Raw genomic sequence first — 25,519 nt, forward strand, 5'->3', positions numbered from 1 at the left:
CTCAGAGACCGAAGGCGCAGCGCATGAAGTCGCCCCGCAGCGCGTTGATCCTGGTGAAATCGCGCGTGTAGTACAGCTTGTTCGTCAGCAGCACCGCATAGCGGCCGCGCCGGGGGCTGAGCCACATGGCCGTGCCGGTGAAGCCCAGGTGACACCAGACGTCATCTTGCGGCCCGGTACCTGCCGCCGGGTGCCAGAACAGGCCGCGCGATGGCGTCAGCATGCCCGTCTGCAGCGTCAGCGAGGCGCGCACCCAGTCGGCGTCCAGCACATCGCCGTGCAGGCCTGGCGCCAGCATTTCATGCAGGAAGCGTTGCAGATCGGGCACATTGGAAAACAGCCCGGAAATGCCGCACACGCCGCCCAGCAGCCGGGTCGAGAAATCATGCGTCACGCCAGCAAGGTGGGCGCCCGCCTGCTCGCAGTATTCGGTTGGTGCGACCAGTTGGTCGTGCCGTGGCGCCAGCGGGCCGTAGCGCGTGGCGGCCATGCCCAGTGGTCGCAAAATGTGTTCTTCAAGCACATGGTCCAGGGGCATTCCCAGCAGCCGCTCGATGACCAGGCCGAGTATCAGGGCCGCGCGGTCCGTGTAGTCGACAGCCTGGCCCGGTATGCCTTCCAGCGGCTCGCGCAGCACGCCGCGCACGATATCGTCGTACACCTCGCCATAGCTGGCGCGCAGGCGGGCGCGCAGCGGCAAGCCGGCCGTGTGCGTCAGCAGCTGGAAAATCGTGACGGGTGCCAGCGCATAGCCCTGGGTGCCGGGCAGCACGTCGGCCAGGCGGCTGTCCAGGTGCAGGCGATTGCGGCGCACCAGCCAGCCCGTCAGTGACCAGACGCTGATGATCTTGGTCAACGAAGCGATGTCGAACAAGGTGTCGACCTGCATCGCCGCACTGCCAGGCTCGGGCGTGAGCCGCCCGGCCGCGCCCGCCACGCCGTGGCCGATGCTGCCCACGGCCCAGGCCGCGCCTGGAAAAATGTGTTGGTGCACGCCGGCCTCTACCAGCGCTGTCAGTTGGTCTGTATGGTTGCTTATTTGCATGATGATTGTGCTGTGTCTGTCCTGTCACGGTCTGTAACTTCTGCCCCCAGCCAGCGCGCCACCGACTGCGCCACCCATTCCCCCTCGTCCAGCGGCAAGTCATGGCCCGCGTCGCGGTGGATCAGGCAGTCCGCTTGCCAGGCGCGCGCCAGTTGCTGCGAGCAGCGGTGCTCGACCAGTTGGTCTTGCGCGCCGGCCATCACCAGCACGGGCATGGCGGGGCGGCTGTCAGGCGCGCGATAGCGGGCGGCCGACAGCAGCTGGCGCAGCGCGTTGCGCCGGCTGACCGGGTATTGCTGCTGGTAGCTGAGCCAGTCGGCCAGCAGGGCCGGGTTGCCGCCAGCATGCCGCTGGCTGGTCAGACGCAGGATCAGACTTTCCTGGCTGCGCGGGTCGCCAAAGATCAATTGTCGCAGCAGGGCGCCGTAGTTTTGCCAGCGCAGGCGCCGGTAAAACGGATTGAACGGCCGCATGCTGGTGTTGATCAGTACGCAGCGGGCGATTTCCTGCGGGTAGCGACTGGCCCATTCGACGGCCACCATGCCGCCCAAGGACAGGGCCAGCAGGTGGTACGGTGCTGCGATGCCGCGCGCCAGCAAGTCTGCGCGACAGTCTTCCACCATGGCGGCCACGCGGGTGGCGCTGTCCTGCGCGTGGCGCGTGCCATTGCCGGGCAAGTCGGGCGTGACGACATGGGCGCCGGGCAGGGCGCGCGCCAGGGTGGCGGGAAAGGTGCCCCAATGGCGCTGTTCGCGCATCAGGCCGCGCAATAAAATCCAGGTGGGCGGCGTCATGATTCGTACCATTGCGCCAGGGCGCGCCGGCGCTGCGCCTTGCGCAGCAAGCCTTCCGGCATCCAGCGGCCGTGGCTGCTGGCGGCGCGCATGAGGAAATCGAACCACACCAGGTGCCGCCGCAGCACGCGCTGCAAGCGGTGCGCGGCCGTGGGATTGAAGATGCTGACCCGGTTGAACAGCTGGCGCGGGTTTTTCTTGACCCACAGCCACGAGCCCATCTCCAGGGTCAGCGGCAGGAACACGCGCCCGCTGTAGCTGGTGCCGTTCAGGTACAGATAGTCCCACAGGTCGCCATGCGTGCGGTATTGCCGGCTTTGCGGCTCGAACACATAGTTGTGGTTGGGGTAGCTCTGGCTGAACAGCTCTTCCAGCGCGCCGATCTCGGCCAGGTGTTCGATCGGCACCTTGGTATGCGCATGGGGAAACCAGATGCGGTCGCGCAAGCCGAAACCGGAATGGCAATCGAGGGCGATGCTGAACTGGCGCGACAGCAGTTCGTGCTCGACGAGGTCGCACACGGCCTGGCTTTCCAGCTCCATCGGCGCGTCTGACGCGCCCCGGTACCAGGGTAGGCGGGCGCTGTAGCGCTGTCCGCCCAGCATGAACGGTACTTTTTCACGCGCGCTCAGCGGCGCGTTGCGCATCAGGTCCACGCCCTGCGGATTGCAGCGCGAGGCTTGCCACATGCCGCCCGGATTAACCAGCGGCATGAACACCAGGCGCATGCTTTCCAGCTGCTGGTGCAGGGTGGCGTCCCAGCGCAGGCGCGCGATCAGGCTTTCCAAAAAGGAGAGCAGCACTTGCGTGCCGATGCGTTCGAGGCCGTGGATGCCGCCGAAAAAGCCCAGCACGGGCACGTCGGGACTCGGATTGCCCATGGCAATCGTGTACACGGGAAATTCGCGCCCATCCATGGCGATGCTGCAGGGCGCGGCCACTTCCAGGTGGCTGCCGCCCTCGTCGATGAGGCGCTTCAGCATGACCAGCTCGGGCAGATTCTTTTCGATCATCAGGCGTCTGAAAGGGAAAGTGACAGCCAGTGTAGCCGAAATAGCTGCCACAGCAGACGTCCCGCCTGGCGAAATATATGCATGGCAAGCATGTCACGAAGCCGTCATGTTTGCTGTGTAGGCTATTGCAGTTGACGCAAGAATTGTTACTTGGCAATGCCCCGATTTCACGCAGTTCCACCCTCACACGATAGCGACACGATAGCGATATGACAGGCAGCCCGGCATCCGTGCATGTGCTTGCGCTGGCGGGATACCTGGTACTGCTGGGTTTCCTGACTGCGCTGGGACCCGTGCGGGCGCAACCGGCCGAGGGCCCCGTGCTGCAGTTCGATATCGCCGCGCAAAACCTCGGCGATGCGCTCGACCTGTACAGCCGCCGCACGGGCATCGCCGTACTGATGGACCAGCGCTACACGCAGCGCCAGTCGGCTGCCGTGCGCGGCGCGTATGCGGCCGGCGCGGCCCTGCAAGCCTTGCTGGAGGGCACTGGGCTGCAATCGCGCCTGTCCGACGCGCAAGCCGTCATCGTGTACGCCCCGGCGAACGCCTCAGCGACTGCAGCGGACCTGCCGCCGGCCGCCGTGGTGGCCGCCGCCGACATTCCCGGCGCCAGGCAGGGCGGCGGCGACCATGCGGCCTATGTGAGCCGCCTGCAGCATGTGCTGCTGGGGCTGTTGTGCCGCGCGGCGCAGACGCGTCCCGGCGGCTACCGCCTGGCGCTGCAGCTGACTCTGGACCGCGCCGGCGTGGTGGACCGCGTGCACCTGCTCGACAGCACGGGACTGCGCGCGCGCGACACGGCCATCGCGCGCCTGGTGCTGGGCATGCGAGTGGGCGCGGGGCCCTCGCCGTCGATGCCGCAGCCCGTCTCCATCCTGCTGCTGCCGCAAGGGCCGGGCAGCGAAGCCGATTGCGCCCCCGGCGCGCCGGGTAGAAACGCGCCATGAGCCTGCCCGACCTGCGCACCAAGCTGAAACGCCACCTCAGTTCGCGCTACGCCGTGTTGCGCTGGCGCCTCGAAAGGGTGGTCGGCTGCAAGCACAATGCGGCCGATGCGCTGCAGGAAACCTGGCTGCGCCTCGAAGCGATGGTGGCGCCTGGCCCCGCCGCCGCGCCCGTCCACAATCCCGACGCCTATCTGCTGCGCATGGCGGCCAATATCGCCACCGATGCCTACCGCCGCGACCGCATCATCGTCACCGAACGCGAACGCGAAGAGCTGATGCACATGGCCGACGAGGCCGGCGACGACATCAGCGACCCGGCGCGCATCGTCGCGGCGCGGCTCGATGTGCAGGCGCTCGACGTGGCGCTGGCGGGCCTGTCGCCGCGCCGCCGCGCCATCCTGACGGCGGCGCGCATCGACGGCATGCTCAACGCGGACATTGCCGAACGCTTCGGCATTTCCGTGGCGATGGTGAAGAAAGAATTGCAGGCCGCCATGCAACACTGTAAAACGTGCATGGCCGACGCCGATGCCGCCCAGCGCAGCGATGTGTCGGGCCGCCGTAAATATTGATGAATCTGATGACTGCTCCTGACCGCGATCCACGCGCCCCTTTTACTAGTGCCGACAGCGATACTGCCATCGGCCAGCAAGCCGCTGCCTGGTGGGTGCGCCTGCGTTCCGACGATTTCACGCAGGCCGACGCCAACGCCTTGCGCGCCTGGTGCGCGCGCAGCCCCGAGCATGCGCGCGCCTGGCGCGAACTGCAACAGCTGTGGCAGGCGCTCGATCCCGCCTTGACCCGCGCCGCCGCCGCGCCGCAGCGGGCGAACGTGCTGGCGTTTCCCCTCAGGCCGGGACGGCGTGCCTTTCTCGGCGGCGCGCTGGCGGCCGGCCTGGCCGTGCTGGCCCTGCGTCCGCCGCTGGGCGCCTGGCCGTCGCTGCAGGAGCTGAGCGCCGACTTCCGCACTGGCACGGGCGAGCAGCGGCAAGTGGCCCTGTCGCAGCAGATGTCGGTGCAAATGAATACGCAGACGCGCATCAATGTGCGCGCCCCCGAGTCGATCGAACTGCTGGGCGGCGAGGCGGAAATCCTCGCCAGCGGCGCGCGCCAGCCCGTGTCGGTGCTGGCGGGGGCGGGGCGCTTGCTGGCGCAGTCGGCCCGCTTCAATGTGCGCCACACGGACGACGCCGTTTGCGTCACCTGCCTGGCGGGCGCCGTGGAAGTCGTCTGGCAGCAGCGGCGCCAGACCCTCGATGCCGGGCAGCAACTGGTGTACGACGAGCGGGGCGTGCAGGCGGCCACGGCCGCGCAGGCGGGCGAGGCCAGCGCCTGGCGCACGGGCGCGCTGTCGTTTGTCGGCAAGCCGCTGGCCGAGGTGGTCGATGAAATCAACCGCTACCGTCCCGGCCGGGTGCTGCTGCGCAATGCCGAGCTGGGCCGTCGCCTGGTGCGCATGCGCTTTTCCATCAGCCAGATGGATGGCGCGCTGGCGATGATACGCGACCTGACGGGGGCACAAATGACCAGCCTGCCTGGCGGCATTGTGCTGCTCAGTTGATGCTGCGTCGGCTTCCACGCAACTTTTTCATATTATTTCTTCAAAAGTATTATCCCTTCCGCCGCCCAGCTACGTCATGGAGGCATGGACGCCTGCGCTACCGCCAGGCTCCGTTCCCTACTCTCTAGCCAGGAAACCATTGCCATGACCAAGCTTCACACTGCCCAGCGCCCAGTCCCAAACATTGACACGGGCGCGCAGCGGTCCTCCACGCTGGGCAGCCGCTTGCGGCTCACGCCGCTCGCTTACGCACTGACCACGATGCTGATGGCAGGCGCTTTCACCACGCCGGCGCGCGCGCAGCAGGCGTTCAGCGGCGGCTGGTTCGCGGCCAAGGGCGCGGCGCAGAACACGGCGGCCAGCTCGGGCCGCCTGCCGAATGGCCAGCCGCTGCCGCTGGGCAGCCGGCCCGAGGGTCAGCAACAGCAGGCGAACCAGCAGTTGCAGCGCTCGCTCAACAACCTGAACCTGGCCGCGCGCGCCATCGCCGCGCAGCAAGCGGCGCAGGCGCAGGCGCGCCAGGCGGCCGCTGGCGGCGCCAGTGTGCCAGATGGCCTGGCGCAAGGCGGCTTGCAGGTCGACACCAACAGCCTGACGGCCGGCTGGCTCAATGCCCAGGCGCCCGTGCAGACCGTGGCGAACGGCAAGACGGCCGTGGTGGTGCAGCAGACAGCGGACAAGGCCATCCTGAACTGGGAAACGTTTAACGTGGGCAAGGACACGACCCTGACCTTCCAGCAGCAGAAGGATTGGGCCGTGCTGAACCGGGTCAACGATCCGCAAGCGCGTCCCAGCCAGATCCAGGGCCAGATCAAGGCCGACGGTACGCTGCTGCTGGTCAACCGCAACGGCATCGTGTTTACCGGCACCAGCCAGGTCGACACGCGCAGCCTGGTGGCGGCCGCGGCCCGCATCGGTGACGCGCAATTCCAGAAGGATGGCATCTACAGCCCCGGCACGGCCGGCGCCACGACGTTGACCGATGCGGCCGGCAAGGTGCAGGTGCAGGCAGGCGCGCGCATCGCCAGCAATGCGCCCAAGGGCAGCACGGAAGGCGGCGGTTACGTGATGCTGTTGGGCAAGGAAGTCCACAATGCGGGCGAGATCAGCACGCCCAAGGGCCAGGCCCTGCTGGCCGCCGGCGACAGCTTTACCATTAAAAAAGGCGTGGGCACGGATGGCAATCCGCTGTCGAGCACGCGCGGCAGCGAAGTCACGCCGCAGTTCGCGGCCGGCAGCACGGCGGGCAAGGTCGTCAACACGGGCCTGATCCAGGCGCGCGAAGGCGATATCACCCTGGCCGGTCGCACGGTGCAGCAGGACGGCGTGCTGCTCGCTTCCACCACGACGGCCACGCGTGGCACGATCCACCTGAATGCGCTCGGCAGCGACGCGGCCGTCACCGTGGGAAGCGGCGCCACCTCGGCCATCCTGGTCGAGGACGACGGCAAGACCACGGCGCTCGACAGCCAGCGCGACGCCATGCGCAGCCCGGTCGTGACGTCCACGGAAAACATCCTCGCCGTGAACGACCGCCGCGATCAGTCGCGCATCGAGATCGGCAGCGCCGGCACGGTGGAATTTCTCGGCGATTCGCTGACCCTGGCCACGGGCGGCCAGATCGCCGTCAACGCGGCCAGCCGCAGCCTCGTGCGCGACGGCGCCCAGCTTGACGTCTCCGGCGCCGTGGGCGTGAAGGTGGCCATGGCGGCGAACAATGTCGACATCAATGTGCAGGGCAACGAGCAGCGCGATGCGCCCGTCAACCGCGATGGCAAGGCCTTGATCAACAACAATATCTGGGTGGACCGCCGCAAGCTGGTGCTGGTGCCGAAGGGCACGAACGGCTACGACAGCGACCGCTGGTACACGGCCGGCGGCTTGCTGGAAGTGGCCGGTTACCTGGGCACGCAGGGCCATTCCGTCAGCGAATGGATGGCGCAGGGCGGCACGGTCAGCTTCGGCGGCAAGGATGTCGTCACGCAGCTTGGCTCCAGCATCAACCTGTCGGGCGGCACGCTGGACGTGCAGACGGGCGCGCTGCGCCAGACCTGGCTGAAGGGCGCGGACGGCAAGCTGTATGAGGCGGGCAGCGCGCCCGCCGACCTGGCGTATGCGGGCGTGTACAAGGGTTACGAGGAAGAACACGCGCGCTGGGGCAAGGATGCCAGCGCGTTTTACGCCAATCCCTTGATCGCCGCGCAACAGCGCCTGGAAAACGGCTACACGGTGGGCCGCGACGCGGGCAAGCTGGTCATCGCCACGGGGTCGGCCGTACTGGAGGGGGGCATCGCGGGCGAGGTCTTCCAGGGCGAGCGCCAGACGCAGGCGCCACAGGCCCTGCTCGACGGCTACCAGCAGTCGCAGCTGGCGGCCGCGCAGCGGGGCCAGCTGATCGTCGGGCAGTATCAGCCCATGTTCGACAAGCGCACGGGTGTGCTGCAGCATGCGCTGTCGGCCGTCATGGACGAAGTGCGCCTGACGCGCGTGCAGGACGGCATCGCCGCCGGCCTCGACGTGACAGGCGCGCTGGCATCAGAGCGCCAGGGCAAGCTGCTGCTCGACACCACCTTGCTGAACGAACAACAGCTGGGTGCCATCCGCCTCGCGGCGAAAGGATCGATCACGGTCGACAGCGCGCTGCAGGTGGCCGACGGCGGCAGTATCACCCTGTTTGGCAAGGACGTGGCCATCAATAGCAGCCTGCGCAGCCATGGCGGCAGCATCATGGCTGGCAACGTGCTGAACCAGATCGGCGCGCTGGGGATGAACGACACCTTGGTCAATCCGGGCGGACCCGCAGGCAAGCTGCTGCTGGCCGATGGCGTGAGCCTGGACACTAGCGGCTTGCTGGCCAATGTGCTGCGCGACCCGCTGGCCGCCGCCGGCCTGCCATATATCAATGGCGGCAGCGTGTCCCTGCGCGCGTTTGGCGACGTGCGCATCGGCAATGGCAGCCTGATCGACGTCAGTTCGGGCGCAGCCATCCTGTCGCAGGCAAAACAGCAGGGCGGCAAGGGCGGCAACGTGACCCTGGCCAGCTATGGCGATCAGGCCGATCTGCTGCTGGGCGAAGGTGCGCAAGTGCGCGGCCACGGCGTGGCCGGCGGCGGCAAGCTGGAATTGCAGGCGAACAAGATCGCGATTGGCAACATTGAAAAACCCGGGTCAGGCACCCTGCAGCTGGGTGCTGACTTCTTCGACAAGGGTTTTTCCAGCTACGGCTTGCTCGGCAAGCAGGGCTTGACGGTAGCGGACGGCACGCAGGTCGACGTGCGCATGCCCGTGCTGCGCGTGGTGGACAATGAAAAACTGGCGCTGTGGACGCCAGAGCAATACACGGAAAACGCATTGAAGGGCACCTTGACGCAGCGCAAGGGTGCCAGCCTGGCTTTGCAGGTGGGCGATGTCCAGTCCGGTGCGGCCGACATGGCCACTGCCGAGCTATTGATCGGCAAGGGTGCCGTGGTGAGTGTTGATCCCGGCCAGGCCATCAAACTGTCCAGCGTGGGCCAGCTGACGGTGGAAGGGCGCCTGAACGCCTGGGGCGGCAAGATCAGCCTGGGCGGCGTGGGTGTCGACGTGAATGTTTCCGAGGCCGCGGAAGCGGCCGGCCATGGCCGTTCCATCTGGATCGGTGAGAATGCCGTGCTGGACGTGGCGTCGCGCGCCGTCACGGCCACCGACGTGCAGGGCCGGCGCTACGGCAAGGTGGTCGATGGCGGCAGCATCGTCGTCGGCGGCGAGATCAACCATGCGCAGGGCAGTACTTCGGCGGCCAGCCTGTTCGTCGTCGTGCGCGATGGTGCCGTGCTCGACGCTTCCGGCGCGCACGCCGTGCTGGACGTGAACGGTGTGAACGGCGCGGCGGTCGACGTGGCCAGCGCGGGCGGCAGCATCGCGCTGGCGTCGAACAATGGCTTGTACCTCGATGGCCAGCTGCTGGCCAGGGCGGGCGGCGCGGGCGCGGCGGGCGGCAGCCTGTCCGTGGCTACGGGCTCGCCCGAATACAAGAAAACCCTGGCCACGGCCAGGGTGCTGCAGGGACGCCAGCTGAGGTTGACGCAGCAGCAGGTCGCCAGCGACCTGGCCGCCGATGTGACTGCGCAAGATGGGGAGAAAGTGCTGCAGTATGGCCATGGCCGCCTCTCCGTTGAGCAGGTGGACGCGGGCGGTTTCGCCAATCTGGCCCTGCTCGGCGCCGCCTCCTTCGAGGGCGACGTGTCGCTGAAGATGCAGCAGAGCTTCCAGCTGTACGGTGCGCCTATGCTGTCGCCCGGCAGTTCGCCCGACGCGCGGGTCAGCGTGGCGGCGCCGTATGTGCGCCTGGCCAGCATCAAGCCTGCCGGGCGCGATTTCTATGTCACGCCAGGCAGTGCGGGAGCATCGCCGGTCGCCAGCCAGATCAGCATGGCGGGCGACCTGATCGACGTGCGCGGCCTGGTCAATATCGTCGCCGACGACGTGCGCCTGAGCAGCCGAGGCGACCTGCGCTTCCTGCTGTCCCCGCTGGGCTGGGATGGCAACCAGCCCACGACAGTACTCTCTTCGCCGGGCGACATGACCCTCAGTGCGGCCCAGCTGTATCCTGAAACGGGCGCTGGCGCCGCCGTGCGCGCCGGTTATGGCTTGATCGACGGTAAGTTTGGCTACGATCCCGCGCACCGCCTGACCATTGCACGCACGACCGACAGCGTGCCGGCCATGCCGTATTCCGCCTTCGGCTCACTGGAGCTGGGCGCTGCGCATATCGAGCAGGGTGGCGTGGTGCGCGCGCCGCTTGGCCGCCTGTCGATCGGCGTGGCCGGCTATGACAATGACAAGAGCCTGAGCGTCAATCTGCTGGCCAACAGTATCACCTCCGTCAGCGGCGCCGGCCTGGTCATGCCGTATGGCGGCACCGTCGATGGACAGGCCTGGAATGTAGATGGCAAGCCGGCCGCCCTCCTGGGCGTGGGCGGTTTCAGTGGGCAGGGCGGCCTGCTGCGCATCGGCGTGCAAATGGCCGGCGTGGCCGTGGACGTACAGCCGGGCGCGCTGCTCGACCTGTCCGGCGGCGGTGAACTGACGGGTGCCGGTTTCATCGCCGGCCGCGGCGGCTCCACCGACGCGCGCTACCATCCTTTGGCGCAGGTGGGCGCGAACGGTGGTTTTGTCTTGCCGGGCCTGGCGACCAACCCTGTGTACGCCATCGTGCCGGGCGTGCAGGCGCCGCAATCGCCTTCGGGCGGCGACAAGGCGGCATCCGATGCGGCCGTGGGCCGGCAGGTGACGATAGGCAATGGCGTGCCGGGCTTGCCCGCCGGCACCTACACCTTGATGCCCTCGACCTATGCCTTGCTGCCGGGCGCCTTTCGCGTGGAACTGAACGGCCTGGCGGGCCAGGGCAGCGCAGACACCCTGGCGCAGCAGCTGCGCAACGGTTCCTGGGCCGCGCCCGGCACCCTGTCGATTGCCGGCACGGACATCCGCGCACCGCTGGCCAGCCAGCTGATACTCACGCCGGCCAAGGTCTTGCGCACCTATTCCCAGTACAACGAAACAGGCTATGCCGCCTTCGCCCTGGCCGATGCGCAAACGCGCGGCATTCCCCGTGCCATGCTGCCGTCCGATGCGAAAACGCTCAAGCTGACCCTGGCGCAAGATGGCGGCCTGGACACATTCCAGTTCCGGGGCACCGGCAAGTTCGCCGCAGCCGAAGGCGGCTACGGCGGCACCGTGATGCTGGGGTCGAGCAATAGCTCCAACGGCGAGATTGAAATCCTCGCCGATGCTGCGCCGGCCAGCAGCGGCACCGGGCTGGTCAGCGTGCGCGCATCGAGCCTGAACAGTATCGGCGCGGCCCGCATCGTGGTCGGCAACACGCCCACGGTGACATACGGCCAGGGCGGCAACTACGTGAACTTTGACGTCAACTCGGCGCGTGCCATCTACCTGCGCGCCGGGGCCATCCTGTCGGCGCCCGAGGTGTTCCTGGTGGCCCAGGACCCTAGCAATTATAATTTTGGCGATGGCTTGATCGATATCGCGCCTGGCGCTGGCATCAGCACCCTGGGCCGCGGCAAGGCCGCGTATGACGCCAACGACGGCTTCATCTACAAGACCCGCCCGGACATGCACGTGCTGGCCGCCTCGAACGGCTTGATGAATGTGGCGCCGGTCGGCGGTTCGGCGCGTGGCGGCATCCGCATCGGCGCGTGCGACAACGCTTGCGCCGGTACAGGCACGGGTACAGCGAGCCTGTACTCGGAAGGCACCTTGCTGCTGTCGACCAATGGCAGGTTTGAACTGGACGACACGGCGCGCTACGGCACGCGCAACCTGAGCCTGTCCGTGGGCGCCATCAACATGGGCAGCAGCGAAGCGCTGGCGGCGGCCCAGGCCAGCGGCACGCGTTCCAGCGGCCTGGCCCTGAACCAGGGCGTGCTGGACCGCCTGCTGCGTGGCGATACCAGCACGGGCGCACCGGCGCTGCGGGCGCTGATGCTGAGTGCGGCAGACGGCGTCAATTTCTATGGCGACGTGGTGCTCGACACCTACGACAAGACCAGCGGCAAATCGACGCTGGAACGCCTGGTGCTGACCACGCCCGCCATGTATGGCCAGGGCGAGGCCGGCACGGTGGCCACCATCCGCACGGCCAACCTGATCTGGGGCGGCGCGCTGTCGCCAGCCGGCAATATCATTGCGCATGGCGCCGGCACGGGCAGCGGCACCCTGAATCTGGAAGCGGAACGCATCGATTTCGGCTTCGGCCCGTTCACGCAGCCGGCCGGCGTCGCGTCGTTCGACCGCCTGGCGCTGGGTTTTGCCAACGTCAACCTGAAAGCGTCGGGCCAGGTCACGGCCAACCACAAGGGCAGCCTGTCCGTCTACCAGGCACAGGGCGCCTATGAAACGGGCAAGGGCTACCAGGTCAGCGGCGGCAACCTCACTATCAGCACGCCGCTGCTGACGGGCGACGCCGGTTCCGCGCACAGCTACACGGCGGGTGGCGCGCTGAAGGTAGCGGCGCCGGCCGGCGCGGCGCCAGCGGCTGCCGTCAAAAAGAACGATGGGCTGGGTGCCCAGCTGACGTTGAACGGCGACAGCGTGACTGTGGCGACGGCCGTGGTGTTGCCAAGCGGCAAGCTGACGATCGGCGCGCAGCACGACATCAGCCTGGCTGACGGCGCGCGCATCGACATGGCGGGCCGCAAGAGCACCTTCTTTGACGTGGATAAATACAGCTGGGGCGGCGATGTGACCCTGGACAGCCGCGCCGGCGATATCCGCGCAGCTAGCGGCAGCGTGATCGACCTGTCGGCCGAGAACAACCGCGCCGGCAGCCTGAAGGCCGTGGCGCTCGATGGCGCGGCCGGCATGGTGGACTTGCAGGGCAAGATCCTCGGCGGCGCCAGCGGCAGCTACGACGCGGGCGGTACCGTGGTGCCGTACAAGAAGGGCAGCGTGGACGTGCGCGCGCAAACCCTGGGCGCGGGCGGCTCCCTGGATAGCCAGTTCGCTGCGCTGAACACGCGCCTGACGCAAGGCGGCGTGACGGGCGGGCGCAGTTTCCAGCTGAAACAGGGCGACTTGACGATAGGCAATGAACTCAAGGCGGGCGAAGTACAGGTGTCCGTCGACAACGGCCGCCTGGCCGTCGCTGGCGTGATCGATGCCAGCGGCGAGCGCGTGGGCAGCATCCGCCTGGCCGGCAAGCATGGCCTCACTTTGGCCGGCAACGCCGTGCTCGACGCGCATGGCACGCTCTTGCGCGTCGACAGCTATGGCAAGATCATCGACAGCCCGAACCGCGCCATGGTGGAACTGAATTCGGGCGAGGGCACCTTGGATCTGGCCGGCGGTGCGCAGATCGACCTGCGCCACGGCACGGCGGCCGTGGCCGGCAAGGGCAAGGGCGAACACGACGGCGCCGCGCGCGGCACGCTGGAACTGAGCGCGCCGCGCCTGGGCAGCGGCGGCGCCCGCACGGACGCAGACGCAGCCACCTTTGGCGATATTGCCATCGCGGCCGGTGGCGGCTTGACGATACGCGGCGCGAAATCGATCGCCGTCAACGCCATGCAGCGCTACGACGACGCGGCCTATGCCACGGACCTGTCGGCCAGCGGCCGGCCGTACCAGGTGATCAACCAGGCCTATCTTGACAGCAAGCATGCGGACAGCACGGCCTTCATCGATGCGGCGCTGGCCAACACGAACTTGCGCAACGGCAAGCTGGCGGGCTTGGCCACGGCCGCGTATGCCGATGCGCTGCACCTGCGTCCCGGCGTCGATATCGTCAGCAAGACGCCAGACGGCGACCTGGTGGTGCAGGGCGACCTGGACCTCTCAAACATGCGCTATGCGAGCCTGAATCCGCGCTTTCAAGCGACAAATGTGCGCGGTTCGGGCGAGGTGGGCAGCCTGCTGCTGCGCGCCGGCGGCGACCTGAGTATCTACGGCAGCATCAATGACGGCTTCGCGCCGCCACCGGCCACCAAGGATGACAAAGGCTGGATCTTGCTGCCGGGACGCGATATCAATGGCAGCGACATCATCGTGCCGGGCAAGGGCGTGACTGTTGCCGATGGCACGCTGTTCCCGGGCGGTATCGCGCTCAATTACGATTTGCCCCTCAAGGGCTTCAATCTGCTCGCCAATACGCGCCTGCCCGTGGCCGTGACCCTGGACCAGGCCACGACATTGCCGGCCAGCACGGTGCTGGCGGCCGCCGTGCGTGACAGCGCCGGCCATATCGTCCACGCGGCCGGTAGCCTGCTGGCCACGGCGCAAACCTTGGACGCCGGCATGCGCCTTGACGCAGGCAGCGTGCTCAAGCAAACGGTGAAAGTGAGCGCCATGACCTGGCCCAAGGGCGTGCCCTTGCCTGGCGTGGCGGGCGAACGCTCGGTATTCGCGCTGAACGGCAACCTGGCGCTGGCCGTGGGCTCATTGATCCCGTCCGGAACCGACGTCAAGCTGATGGCCAATGTGGCGGCTATCGAACTGCGTCCGGAAGTGGCGGGCAGCCAGGGCAAGCTGTGGGCCATCGCGCCCATGCTGGCCGAGGGCTCGCAAGCGTGGGGCATGCGCCTGGTGGCCGGCGCCGACCTCGATGCAGCCGACACGCGCAGCGTGCAGGCGCATCCCGAGCATGGCACCCTGCGTCTGGCCGACAGCCATTACGGCATGTATGGCTTGCTGGTGCCGCCGAAGGGCGTGCAATACTGGAGTCAGGCGGCTGCGGATCTGGGCATCGACGGCATTGTGGCGGGTGAAATCATCACCGACGAGTTCCTCAGCAACTTCGGTACCAATATCGTGGACTTTTGTGCTGGCGATCCGACCATGTGCGTGCTGAAGGTGGCCTATGTGTGGACCAAGGTCGGCGCGGAAGAGTTTGCCGACCCCGGCGTGAAGGCGGGCGACCTGCTCGACCCCGTGGCCATAGGCTGGCCAACGTTGTGCGAAGAGTATCCCACCTGGTGCGGCACCTCCAGTCCCACGTTTGACTACAAGGCGTCCAGCTTGCGCTACAGCGTGCTGCGCACGGGCACGGGCGATTTGGACCTGGTCAGCGGCGGCGACTTGCGCATGGACAGCCTGTATGGCGTGTACACGGCCGGCATGTCGTCCACGGCGACATTGCCAGGCGACCCGTTCAACCAGGCACGGGCGCGCAATGCCGACGGCAAGGTTTTGAACAATCCGGACGGCGAGCATGAACACCTGGTCGATGGCGGCGCCGGCAGCATCTACCGCGCCTGGTACCCCGACCAGGGCGGCAACCTGCTGCTGAAGGTCGACGGTGATCTGAGCGGTTCGCTATTGGCCCGCAGTGCCGCGACCAATTTGCGTCCCGTCACTGCGGACGCGGGCTACGACAGCACGGCCGTGGGCAACTGGCTGTGGCGCCAGGGCAGCGGTGGTCTCGCCGTCGGTGGCCTGGCACAGCCGGTGGCCTGGTGGGTCAATTTCGGCACCTATGTGGGCCGCAGCACCCTGGCCGACGACGTCCTGGGCTTTACGGGTTTCGGTACCCTGGGTGGCGGCAATCTGCGCGCCGACGTGGCGGGCGACGCCGGTGCGCTGGCGTTGGCGCAGGGCAGCAGTTATGACGGCAATATCAATACCCGTTCGCAGGGCTTGCTGCTGGCCGTGGGCAGTACGGGCCGCGTGCATGCCGATGGCAGCATGCTGTTGACGGGTGGCGGCGACCTGGACCTGCGCGTGGGCGGCGCCATCAACCCGGCAGGCATGCCGTATGCTGGCCACATGAATGGCGCTCTGGTCGACTTGCGCGGCCATGCCGAAACGTCGGCCGCACAGCTGGGCAGCCTGAAGCTGCAATATGGCACACAAAGTACCGATCACGCGCCCAAAGAAACACGCGCCTACGATGCCTTTACGGCCACGCGCGCCACGCCGCAGGGCGGCATGACCCTGGTGCCTGGCGATGCCACGTTCAGCGTAGCGACTCTGGGCGACCAGGTGCTGCAAGATGTGGCCGACCCCGGCCGCGTACTGATGGTCAACCCGACCTCGGCGCTTGCGCCATCTGGCGAACTGGCTATCGGCAACAGCTGGTTCAGCCTGTGGACGCCGCACACGGCGCTCGACTTATTCTCCGCCGGCGGTAATCTGACGCCATTGACGGCGTCGGTCGGCACGGAAACCGACTTCGCCACCATCTACCCATCCATCGTGCGTGTTGCCGCAGCGCATGGTAGCCTGTACTACGGCAAGACGATTGTGGACAGCAATGCTGCCAACAGCTATGCGGCACCATTGCTGCTGGCGCCTTCGCCGAATGCTCAACTGCAGTGGCTGGCCGGTGATTCCATCTATGCTGGCGGTTTTACGATCGGCCAATCCGGCGCGGCAGCGGACAGCATGGCGACGCCGTTCAAGCCCGCCTATCTCGCCCTCACCCCGAATTCTTGGTTGACAGGTCCCCTGGCCAGCAATCTGTCCAGCACGGGGGCGCCGGCGAGGGAAGGCGTATACCCGCTGTTCGCCTTCGGTCCCGATTCGGCCGCCGGCCCTGGCAACAGCGGCACGCAGGCGGCCCGTATCTATGCCGTCAAGGGCGATTTGCTCGGTGTCAACGTCGGTCGCATCGTCGAATTCTACGACGCCAAGCATGCAGGCATCACCTGGTATGAGGGTGCGCAACCGGTCTGGATGAAGGCGGGGCGCGACATCGTCAGCAGCGGCACGGCGCAGCTGGAGGGCGTGGGTGGCAGCGAGGGCGACATGATGTTCAACAACAGCAGCACTCTGTTCGTGCATAACAATGCGTATGACGTATCGGTGGTCTCGGCCGGGCGCGATATCCTGAACAGCTCCTTCAACGTGGCCGGCCCCGGCACGCTCGACATCAGCGCCGGGCGCAATATCCTGATGCAGGACAAGGGCAGCGTCGTCAGCCTCGGCCCCGTCGTGGCGGGTGACAAGCGTGCGGGCGCCGGCATTGCCATGCAGGCGGGCGTGGGCGCGGCCGGCCTCGATTACCTGCGCTTCGTCAAGCCCTACCTGGACTCGTCCAACGTGGCGCAGACGGGCGTGCCACTGGCCGACCAGGCTGGCAAGGTGGTGAAATCGTACGAGAGCGAGCTGGCCAGCTGGCTAGTCGAACGCTACGGCTTCAAGGGCACGCCCACCGAGGCGCTGGCCTTTTATCTCGCCTTGGCCGAGCCGCAGCAGCGCGTGTTTGCCCGTAAGGTGTATTTTGCCGAACTGAAGGCGGGCGGGCGCGAGTACAACGACTGGGACAGTTCGCGCTATGGCAGCTTCCTGCGCAGCCGCAACGCCATCGCGCGCCTGGCGCCGGCCACCGACGCCAGCGCCAAGGCCATCAATTATGCGGGCGACATCATCATGTACCGCGGCACGTTTGGTCTTTACAACCCGAGCTCGGGACGAGACGACCGCATCGTGCCCCGCAGCGGCTACGTACATACCAACTTCGGCGGCGATATCGCGCTGCTGACGCCGGGCGGCAAGCAGGTATTCGGCATCGAGGGCGAGGCGCCGCCGTCGACTTCGGGCGTCATCACCAAGGGCGGCGGGAATATCAACCTGTTCTCGCACGGCAGCATCCTGCTGGGCCAGAGCCGCGTCATGACCACGTTTGGCGGCGATATCCTGGGCTGGTCGTCGCAAGGCGACATCAACGCGGGCCGTGGTTCGAAGTCGACCATCGTCTACACGCCGCCCAAGCGCGTGTATGACAACTGGGGCAACGTGACACTGGCGTCCGACGTGCCGAGCACGGGCGCCGGCATCGCCACCCTGGCGCCGATTGCGGAAGTACCGGCCGGCGACGTGGACTTGCTGGCGCCGCTGGGCACCATCGACGCGGGCGAGGCGGGCATTCGCGTCTCAGGCAACGTCAACCTGGCTGCGCTGACCGTGATGAACGCGGCGAATATCCAGGTCAAGGGCGAAGCGAAGGGCATGCCGACGGTGGCGTCCGTCAACGTGGCTGCCATGACCAACGCCAGCGCGGCCGCCACGCAGGCCACGACAGCGGCGCAGGAGGTGGTGCAGCGCGAACGCGCCGCCACCCGTTCGGCGCAGCCATCGGTGTTTACGGTGCGCGTGCTGGGTTTTGGCAGCGACGCGCCGCCCGACAGCGCGCAAGCGATGCCGCAGGACGGCGCACGCATCGAGGCGGCCGACTATAACCCGCGCAGCGCCGTGCGCGTGCTGGGCCTGGGCCCGCTGCCGGAATCGGCCACGCGCCAGTTGACGGCGCAAGAGCGCAGCAGGTTGTCGCCATGATGGCCCGCTTGGCGAGTACGGTTGATCCCTTGCGCATCGTGGGCATGCAGTGGTACCGGCCCGCCATCCGGCCCCGTTTGCAGGCGGCCAATGACGTGGCGCCCTTGTCCGCTGCAGCGCCAGGGCAGGGCGCCCAGCTGCAATCGGTGTTGGAAAGTAATTATGCGAGCTTGCACCGGCGCCTGACGCGCCACCTGGGTTGCGCCGAACTGGCCAGCGACAGCCTGCACGACGCCTGGCTGCGCCTGGGCGCGTGGACGGCATGGGGCGGCGCGGCGCTGGCGCACAGCCCCGTCGCCTATGTGTTCCGCGTGGCCTGCAATGCGGCCATGGACAGCCTGCGCCGCAAGCGCGCCTGGCTGTATGCGGACGAAGGCGATGGGGACGGCGCCGGCCTGGTCGATTTCCTGGCCGATACGGCGGCGGGGCCGGAGCGCCTGGCCGAGCTGAAGGCGGACGTGCGCCGCCTGGCGCAAGCCGTCGACTTGCTGCCGCGGCGCCACCAGCAAGTGCTTGAAGCACTGCGCGTGGACGAACTGACCCGCCAGGAGGTGGCCGAGCGGCATGACATGTCGCTGCGCAATGTCGATACGGCCTTGCGCCAGGCGCTCGACCACTGCGCGCGCCACACGGGCCACGCGGCGATGGGCGGCGCCGGCACGACCCGGCGTAGTCTGAGGCTGAAGGTACGTTCGCGTACAGACGCGTAACATTCCTGTCGCCAGACTGGCACTTCGGGCCTGCATGCGCCCACCCAGCCAGTCCACAGCCAGGAGGAAGCGCGAGATGACAGAGTGTAATCACATCAATGCCGGCCGGCGCGGCTTGCTGATCGCCGGCGCGCTGTCGGCCACGGCCGTGGCCGTGCCCGGCGTTGCGGGAGCGGCGGAAGCGGTGAATACGGCCACCCAGGCCAGTGTTTCTCCGCCGCCAGTGCTGATGAACGTCAGCTTCGACGTCAACGGCCAGCACCGCAGCCTGGAACTCGACACGCGCACCACCTTGCTCGACGCCTTGCGCGAACAGCTGCAACTGACGGGCACGAAAAAAGGCTGCGACCACGGCCAGTGCGGCGCCTGCACCGTCATGCTCGACGGCCAGCGCATCAATGCCTGCCTGACCCTGGCCGTGATGCATGACGGCGCCAAGGTGACCACCATCGAGGGACTGGGCACGCCCGAGAAACTGCACCCGATGCAGGCCGCCTTCATCGCGCATGACGGCTTTCAATGCGGCTACTGCACGCCGGGGCAAATCTGCTCGGCCGTCGCCGCACTGGGCGAAATCCGCCAGGGCATCCCCAGCCACGTCAGCGCGGACTTGAATGCGGCCCCGCAGGCCACACCGGAAGAACTGCGCGAACGCATGAGCGGCAACATCTGCCGTTGCGGCGCGTATTCGAACATAATCGAGGCGATTTCCGAAGTGGCGGGGAGGCCGGCATGAGAGTCTTCAGCTACCAGAAGGCGGCTACGCCGGCCGAAGCGGCGGCAGCCGCCTTGCACACGCCGGGCGCGCGCTTCATCGCCGGCGGCACGAATCTGCTCGATCTGATGAAACTGGAAATCGAAACGCCCGCGGATCTGATCGACGTGAATGGCCTCGCGCTGGATAAAGTGGAGACGACGGCAGACGGCGGCTTGCGCATCGGCGCCCTGGTGCGCAACACGGCGCTGGCCGCGCACGCCACGGTGCGCCGCGATTACGGCGTATTGTCGCGCGCCTTGCTGGCGGGGGCTTCCGCGCAATTGCGCAACAAGGCGACGACGGCCGGCAACTTGCTGCAGCGCACGCGCTGTCCGTATTTCTATGACACCAATCAAGCCTGCAACAAGCGCGTGCCGGGCAGCGGCTGCTCGGCCATCGCCGGTTTCAGCCGGCCGCTGGCGATTGTGGGCGGCAGCGAGGCCTGCATCGCCACGCACCCCAGCGACATGGCCGTGGCCATGCGCGTGCTCGACGCCGGCATCGACACGGTGCGGGCCGACGGCGCCGTGCGCAGCATCCCCATCGCCGATTTTTACCGTTTGCCGGGCAACACGCCGCAGCTGGAAACCGTGCTGCAGCCGGGTGAACTGATCACCAGCGTGACCTTGCCCCCGCCCGTTGGCGGTACGCACGTCTACCGCAAGGTGCGCGACCGCGCTTCGTATGCGTTTGCGCTGGTGTCCGTGGCGGCGATCATCTTGCCCAACGGCACTGGCCGGCTGGCCCTGGGCGGCGTCGCGCCGCAACCGTGGAGAATTTCTAGCGCCGAGCAGGCGATGCCGAATGGCGCTGCCGCCGTGAGCGAGCGCCTGCTGGACGGTGCCCATCCCACTGCCGACAACGGCTTCAAGTTGATCCTGGCGCAGCGCACGATAGCTGCCGTGATGGCCGCAGCACCCGACCAGAAAGGCTAGGGCCATGAAATTCACGACACCTGCGACCACCAACCCCATCGACCAGCTGAAAGTCGTGGGCCGTCCCACGGACCGCATCGACGGCCCCCTGAAAACCACGGGCACGGCGCCGTATGCGTATGAACAGAACAAGGCCGCGCCGCACGCCGCCTACGGTTACGTCGTCGGCGCGGCGATTGCCAGGGGCCGCATCGTATCGCTCGATACCAGCGCCGCGCGGCGCGCACCGGGGGTGCTGGCCGTGGTGACGGCCGATTCGGCAGGCAAGCTGGGTAAAGGCAAGATGAACACGGCAAACCTGCTTGGCGGCCCGGAGATCGAGCATTACCACCAGGCCATCGCGCTGGTGGTGGCGGAAACCTTCGAGCAGGCGCGCTCGGCAGCACAGTTGCTCGACGTCAAGTATGTCGAGCAGCAGGGTGTGTTCGACCTGGCCAAGGCAAAAAATACGGCGACCAAGCCGAAGGATGGCAAGCCCGACAGCAAGACGGGCAATTTCGCGAGCGCCTATGCTGCTGCCCCCGTGCGCCTGGACGCCAGCTACACGACGCCCGACCAGTCGCACGCCATGCTGGAGCCGCATGCCTCGATTGCCGCCTGGGAGGGCGATACATTGACGCTGTGGACGGCGAACCAGATGGTGGACTGGGGCCGGGGCGACCTGGCCCGCACCCTTGGCATTGCGAAAGAGCAGGTGCGCATCGTCTCGCCGTATATCGGCGGCGGTTTCGGCGGCAAGCTGTTCGTGCGCGCCGAAGCCTTGCTGGCGGCCCTGGGCGCGCGCGCGGCGCAACGGCCTGTGAAGGTCGCCCTGACGCGGCCCCTGATGTTCAACAACACGACGCACCGGCCAGCCACCATCCAGCGCCTGCGCATCGGCGCCACGCGCGACGGCAAGATCACGGCCATCGGCCATGAGTCGTGGTCGGGCGACCTCAAAGGCGGGCAGCCGGAAACGGCCGTGATGCAGACGCGCTTGCTGTACGCGGGAGTAAACCGCATGACGGCCATGCGCCTGGCCGTGCTCGATTTGCCGGAAGGCAACGCCATGCGCGCGCCGGGCGAGGCACCGGGGCTGATGGCGCTGGAAATCGCCATGGACGAGCTGGCGGAAAAGCTGAACCTGGACCCCATCGTCTTGCGCATCCTGAACGACACGAAAGTGGACCCGGAAAAACCGGGCAGACCGTTTTCCCAGCGCCGCCTGATCGACTGCCTGCGCACGGGCGCCGTGGAATTTGGCTGGAAAGAGCGGCAAGCACAGCCCGGTACGCGGCGCGACGGCCGCTGGCTGGTGGGCATGGGCGTGGCGGCTGCCTTGCGCAACAACCTCGTCATGCAGTCCGCCGCCCGCGTGCGCCTCGATGGCAACGGCATCGTCACCGTAGAAACGGACATGACGGACATCGGCACGGGCAGCTACACCATCATCGCCCAGACGGCGGCGGAAATGCTGGGCGTGACCTTGAAGCGTGTCGTCGTGCGCCTGGGCGACTCGGATTTTCCCGTCTCGGCCGGTTCGGGTGGGCAGTGGGGTGGCAACAGCTCGACGGCCGGCGTGTATGCGGCCTGCGTGCGCCTGCGCCAGGCCGTGGCCGGCAAGCTGGGTTTTGATGCGCAGGAGGCGCGCTTTTCCGATGGGCAAGTCAGTCAGGGCGAGCGCAGCGTGCCTTTGGCGCAGGCGGCGGCGAACGGCGACATCGTCGCCGAAGACCATATGGAATACGGCGAGCTCGACAAAAAATTCCAGCAATCCACGTTTGGCGCGCATTTCGTGGAGGTGGGCGTGGACGGCGACACGGGTGAAGTGCGCGTGCGCCGCATGCTGGCCGTCTGCGCGGCGGGCCGCATCCTGAACCCCAAGGCGGCGCGCAGCCAGGTGATCGGCGCCATGACCATGGGCGTGGGCGCGGCCCTGATGGAAGAACTCGTGGTCGACAAGCGCGCCGGTTTCTTCGTCAACCATGACCTGGCCGGCTATGAAGTGCCGGTGCATGCAGACATCCCGCACCAGCACGTCATTTTTCTCGACGAAACAGACCCCATGTCCTCGCCCATGAAAGCCAAGGGCGTGGGCGAACTGGGCATCTGCGGCGTGGCGGCCGCGATCGCCAACGCCGTCTACAACGCCACGGGCATACGCGTGCGCGACTATCCGCTGACCCTGGACAAGCTGCTGCGGGGGCTGCCCACGGTCGCCTAGCCCCCTTGCGCGTGACAATGCGTGTATTTTTGGTAATTTTCAGGTGCTATGCTCGGAACGCATGTTGCGGGGCAAGTTCCCGGCCCGCAAGGTCATGTCGCCAGGAGAATGCATGAACAGCTCATCAATGCCGCCGCGTATCCTCATCGTCGATGACGAGCTGGCGCACATGCGCGCGCTGTGCGACACCTTGCGGGGTCAGGCCTACGACACGACGGGGCTCGTCTCTGGCGAGGCGGCGCTAGCCCTGCTGGCCGTCGAATCGTTCGACCTGCTGCTGGTCGACCTGATGATGCCGGGCATGAACGGCATTGCCGTGGTGGAAGCGGCGCGGCAGATCGATCCGGACCTGGCCTGCATCATCATGACGGGCGAAGGCACGATCGCCTCGGCCGTGCAGGCCATGCAGGCGGGTGCGCTCGACTATGTCGTCAAGCCGTTCAAGGTGTCGGGCATCTTGCTGATACTGGCGCGCGCGCTGGAGACGCGCCAGTTGCGCATCGCCAATGCGCGCCTGGAACTGCTGCTGCGCCAGCATACGGACGAACTCGACGCCATGAACAAGGATTTGCAGCTGGCGCGCGAAGTGGCCGAGCGGGCGAACCAGGAAAAGACCAATTTCCTGTCCAGCATGAGCCACGAGCTGCGCACGCCGCTCAACGCCATCCTGGGCTTTTCGCAGATGCTGATGTCCGATTCCATCCCCTCGACGGCGCAGGAAAAGAAAATCTTTGCCTCGCACATCTTCGGCGCGGGCCGGCACCTGTTGACTTTGATCAACGATATCCTCGATATCGCCAAGATCGAGTCGGGCAATATGTCGCTGTCGATGGAACCCGTCGACCTGGCCGGCATCTACCACGAATGCTGGCAAATGATGGAACCGCTGGCGCGCAAGCGCGGCATCACCTTGACGTTCGTGGAAGCGGTCGGCCTGCATGTGCTGGCCGACCGTACGCGCCTCAAGCAGGTACTGCTCAACTTGCTGTCGAACGCCGTCAAGTACAACCGGGAACAGGGCGAAATCCACGTCGATTGCCAGCCCGTCGATGCACGGCAGCTGCGCCTGTCCGTGCGCGACACGGGCGGCGGGCTGAGCGCCGCGCAGCTCGAAGCGCTGTTCCAGCCCTTCAACCGCCTGGGACGCGATGCGCGCGACGAGGAGGGCACAGGCCTGGGGCTGGTGGTCAGCAAGCGCCTGGCCGAAGCCATGCAGGCCAGGCTGGGCGTGGCCAGCACGCCCGGGCGCGGCAGCACCTTCTGGCTCGATATCGCCAGTTGCCCGGCGCACCAGGCGCAGCAGGAAAGTGCGCGCCTGTCCGCCATTGCCCGGCCCGCAGAAACGGTACGGCTGCCGGACCGCAAGACGCTGCTGTATGTGGAAGACAATCCCCTGAACCTGGCCCTGGTGGCGGGCCTGATCCATTTTCGCCCCGACCTCGACCTGCTGTCGGCCGGCGACGGGCAAACGGGCCTGGACCTGGCGCGCCGCCACCTGCCGCAGCTGATACTGATGGACAGCGACTTGCCCGACATCAGCGGCACGCAAGTCATGCAGCTGCTGCGCGCCGATGCCCGCACCGCGCATATTCCCGTCATCGCTCTGACGGCCGTGGCCGGGCCGGGCGATATCCGCCAGGGGCTGGCGGCGGGCTTCTACCGCTACCTCACCAAGCCGATTGACGTCGCGGCGTTTTCCGAGGCCATCAATAGCGCGCTGGAGTCGGCCACGGCGCAGCGCAGCGCATGAACGGCGCGGCGCCTGTGCGGCGGGCCGTCTGGCTGGCGGCCATTGCGCTGTTGCTGGCGCTGGCCGCCGCAGCCATCTGGCGCTTGAATGCCCGTCCCGCTGCGCCGCCCGGCCCGGTGGAAGTGCTGCGCCTGGCCGTGAATGCGGCATACGTGGGCAGCTGCCCCGTGCTGGCCGCGCACACACACGGTTATTTCGCGCGCGAGGGCATCGATGCGCGGCTGCAGGCGTATTCGTCGGGCAAGGCGTCGCTGGAAGCCGTGCTGCAGGGCAGGGCCGAGCTGGGCACCGTGTCCGATATTCCCGTGGTGCTGGCCAGCCTGAAAAACCAGTCCGTCGTCATCATCGCCAGCATCTTCGAGGCCGAGCGCGACCACGGCATTGTGGGGCGCCTGGACCGCGGCGTGTCGACGCCCGCCAGCCTGAAAGGCAAGCGCATCGGCGTGACCCTGGGCACCTCCGGCCATTTCACGCTGGACGCTTTCCTGAACCGCCAGAAGCTGCTGCCCGCTGAGGTCACCTTGCGCAACTACGCGCCGGACCAGCTGGCCGCTGCGCTGGCGCGCGGCGAGGTCGACGCGGCGGCCGGCTGGGAACCGTTCCTGACGGACATGACGCAGGCCATCGCGGGCAAGGCGGCCATCTTCTATGGCGAGGACGTGTATGCGGGCCTGTTCAATGTGGCCGGCACGGGCGACTTTGTGCGCAGCCACCCGGCGACGGTGCGCAAGGTGCTGCGCGCGCTGCTGGCTGGCGCGCGCTTTTGCCGCGACGAGCCCGACGCCGCGCGCGCCCTGTTTACCACGGCGTCGGCCAGCGAGGCGGCGCGCCTGCAGGCAGCCTGGCACGGTTATCAGTTTGGCATCGTGCTCGACCAGGGCTTGCTGCTGGCGCTGGAAGACGAGGCGCGCTGGGCCATCAAGAACCGCCTGGCCGAGCGCAGCGACATGCCGAACTTCCTCGATGCCGTGTACCTGGACGGCCTGGAAGCCGTGGCACCATCGGCCGTGACGGTCATTCATTGAGAAAG

General features: G+C 67.3%; 13 protein-coding genes. 10 read left to right on the forward strand and 3 right to left on the reverse strand.

Features of this window, described 5'->3' with window-relative positions:
- Position 1 precedes the first annotated feature (1 nt).
- From CNX70_RS14110 to CNX70_RS14120, 3 genes are read right to left on the reverse strand one after another with little or no spacing between them, the layout of a single operon-like run.
- Positions 2–1,045 carry a serine hydrolase domain-containing protein gene (locus CNX70_RS14110; protein WP_096235187.1) on the reverse strand — a complete coding sequence of 348 codons (1,044 nt, stop codon included), beginning with the start codon at positions 1,043–1,045 and terminating at the stop codon, positions 2–4.
- Entirely contained in the window at positions 1,036–1,839 is an 804-nt protein-coding gene (locus tag CNX70_RS14115) for an alpha/beta fold hydrolase (RefSeq protein WP_096235188.1), read from the reverse strand. Before CNX70_RS14115 ends, CNX70_RS14110 begins: the two co-directional genes overlap by 10 nt.
- Positions 1,836–2,852 (reverse strand): M14 family zinc carboxypeptidase, encoded by a 1,017-nt coding sequence (locus tag CNX70_RS14120; RefSeq protein WP_096235189.1) that lies wholly within the window; start codon positions 2,850–2,852, stop codon positions 1,836–1,838. Before CNX70_RS14120 ends, CNX70_RS14115 begins: the two co-directional genes overlap by 4 nt.
- 209 nt (positions 2,853–3,061) lie before the next feature.
- Here CNX70_RS14120 and CNX70_RS14125 point away from each other — a divergent pair, with 209 nt between their 5' ends.
- From CNX70_RS14125 to CNX70_RS14170, 10 genes are all read left to right on the forward strand, one after another.
- Positions 3,062–3,802 carry a hypothetical protein gene (locus CNX70_RS14125; RefSeq protein WP_096235190.1) on the forward strand — a complete coding sequence of 247 codons (741 nt, stop codon included), beginning with the start codon at positions 3,062–3,064 and terminating at the stop codon, positions 3,800–3,802.
- Positions 3,799–4,374, forward strand: a complete 576-nt coding sequence (locus CNX70_RS14130; protein ID WP_096235191.1) for an RNA polymerase sigma factor — start codon at positions 3,799–3,801, stop codon at positions 4,372–4,374. The genes CNX70_RS14125 and CNX70_RS14130 overlap by 4 nt, the downstream gene beginning before the upstream one ends.
- Positions 4,375–4,382: 8 nt before the next feature.
- Complete coding sequence (locus CNX70_RS14135) at positions 4,383–5,363, forward strand: FecR family protein (RefSeq protein WP_096235192.1); 981 nt, start codon at positions 4,383–4,385, stop codon at positions 5,361–5,363.
- Between the two features lie 144 nt (positions 5,364–5,507).
- The gene (locus tag CNX70_RS14140) at positions 5,508–18,134 is read left to right on the forward strand and encodes a filamentous hemagglutinin family protein (protein WP_096235193.1); all 12,627 of its coding nucleotides are present in this window, start codon (positions 5,508–5,510) and stop codon (positions 18,132–18,134) included.
- Positions 18,131–18,844, forward strand: coding sequence for an RNA polymerase sigma factor (locus CNX70_RS14145; RefSeq protein WP_096235194.1), 714 nt, complete (start codon positions 18,131–18,133; stop codon positions 18,842–18,844). Before CNX70_RS14140 ends, CNX70_RS14145 begins: the two co-directional genes overlap by 4 nt.
- Before the next feature lie 76 nt (positions 18,845–18,920).
- On the forward strand, positions 18,921–19,580 hold the full coding sequence (gene paoA / locus CNX70_RS14150) for an aldehyde dehydrogenase iron-sulfur subunit PaoA (protein ID WP_096235195.1): 660 nt from the start codon (positions 18,921–18,923) through the stop codon (positions 19,578–19,580).
- Positions 19,577–20,536: an FAD binding domain-containing protein gene (locus CNX70_RS14155; protein ID WP_096235196.1), complete on the forward strand. Its 960-nt coding sequence runs from the start codon at positions 19,577–19,579 to the stop codon at positions 20,534–20,536. The genes paoA and CNX70_RS14155 overlap by 4 nt, the downstream gene beginning before the upstream one ends.
- A gap of 4 nt (positions 20,537–20,540) precedes the next feature.
- The gene (paoC, locus tag CNX70_RS14160; RefSeq protein ID WP_096235197.1) at positions 20,541–22,739 is read left to right on the forward strand and encodes an aldehyde oxidoreductase molybdenum-binding subunit PaoC; all 2,199 of its coding nucleotides are present in this window, start codon (positions 20,541–20,543) and stop codon (positions 22,737–22,739) included.
- A gap of 112 nt (positions 22,740–22,851) precedes the next feature.
- Positions 22,852–24,489 carry a response regulator gene (locus tag CNX70_RS14165; protein ID WP_244198793.1) on the forward strand — a complete coding sequence of 546 codons (1,638 nt, stop codon included), beginning with the start codon at positions 22,852–22,854 and terminating at the stop codon, positions 24,487–24,489.
- The gene (locus CNX70_RS14170) at positions 24,486–25,514 is read left to right on the forward strand and encodes an ABC transporter substrate-binding protein (protein ID WP_096235199.1); all 1,029 of its coding nucleotides are present in this window, start codon (positions 24,486–24,488) and stop codon (positions 25,512–25,514) included. The genes CNX70_RS14165 and CNX70_RS14170 overlap by 4 nt, the downstream gene beginning before the upstream one ends.
- The last annotated feature ends 5 nt before the right edge of the window (positions 25,515–25,519 follow it).

This window comes from Janthinobacterium svalbardense (assembly GCF_002327145.1).
GTDB classification, from domain to species: Bacteria; Pseudomonadota; Gammaproteobacteria; order Burkholderiales; family Burkholderiaceae_D; genus Janthinobacterium; species Janthinobacterium tructae.

Excerpts from the sequence above, each read along its gene's own strand:
- CNX70_RS14170 (WP_096235199.1), top strand. The coding sequence starts at position 24,486 with ATGAACGGCGCGGCGCCTGTGCGGCGGGCCGTCTGGCTGGCGGCCATT.
- CNX70_RS14120 (WP_096235189.1), bottom strand. The coding sequence starts at position 2,852 with ATGATCGAAAAGAATCTGCCCGAGCTGGTCATGCTGAAGCGCCTCATC.
- CNX70_RS14130 (WP_096235191.1), top strand. The coding sequence starts at position 3,799 with ATGAGCCTGCCCGACCTGCGCACCAAGCTGAAACGCCACCTCAGTTCG.
- paoC (WP_096235197.1), top strand. The coding sequence starts at position 20,541 with ATGAAATTCACGACACCTGCGACCACCAACCCCATCGACCAGCTGAAA.
- CNX70_RS14110 (WP_096235187.1), bottom strand. The coding sequence starts at position 1,045 with ATGCAAATAAGCAACCATACAGACCAACTGACAGCGCTGGTAGAGGCC.
- CNX70_RS14165 (WP_244198793.1), top strand. The coding sequence starts at position 22,852 with ATGAACAGCTCATCAATGCCGCCGCGTATCCTCATCGTCGATGACGAG.
- CNX70_RS14140 (WP_096235193.1), top strand. The coding sequence starts at position 5,508 with ATGACCAAGCTTCACACTGCCCAGCGCCCAGTCCCAAACATTGACACG.
- CNX70_RS14115 (WP_096235188.1), bottom strand. The coding sequence starts at position 1,839 with ATGACGCCGCCCACCTGGATTTTATTGCGCGGCCTGATGCGCGAACAG.
- CNX70_RS14135 (WP_096235192.1), top strand. The coding sequence starts at position 4,383 with ATGACTGCTCCTGACCGCGATCCACGCGCCCCTTTTACTAGTGCCGAC.
- CNX70_RS14155 (WP_096235196.1), top strand. The coding sequence starts at position 19,577 with ATGAGAGTCTTCAGCTACCAGAAGGCGGCTACGCCGGCCGAAGCGGCG.
- CNX70_RS14125 (WP_096235190.1), top strand. The coding sequence starts at position 3,062 with ATGACAGGCAGCCCGGCATCCGTGCATGTGCTTGCGCTGGCGGGATAC.
- CNX70_RS14145 (WP_096235194.1), top strand. The coding sequence starts at position 18,131 with ATGATGGCCCGCTTGGCGAGTACGGTTGATCCCTTGCGCATCGTGGGC.
- paoA (WP_096235195.1), top strand. The coding sequence starts at position 18,921 with ATGACAGAGTGTAATCACATCAATGCCGGCCGGCGCGGCTTGCTGATC.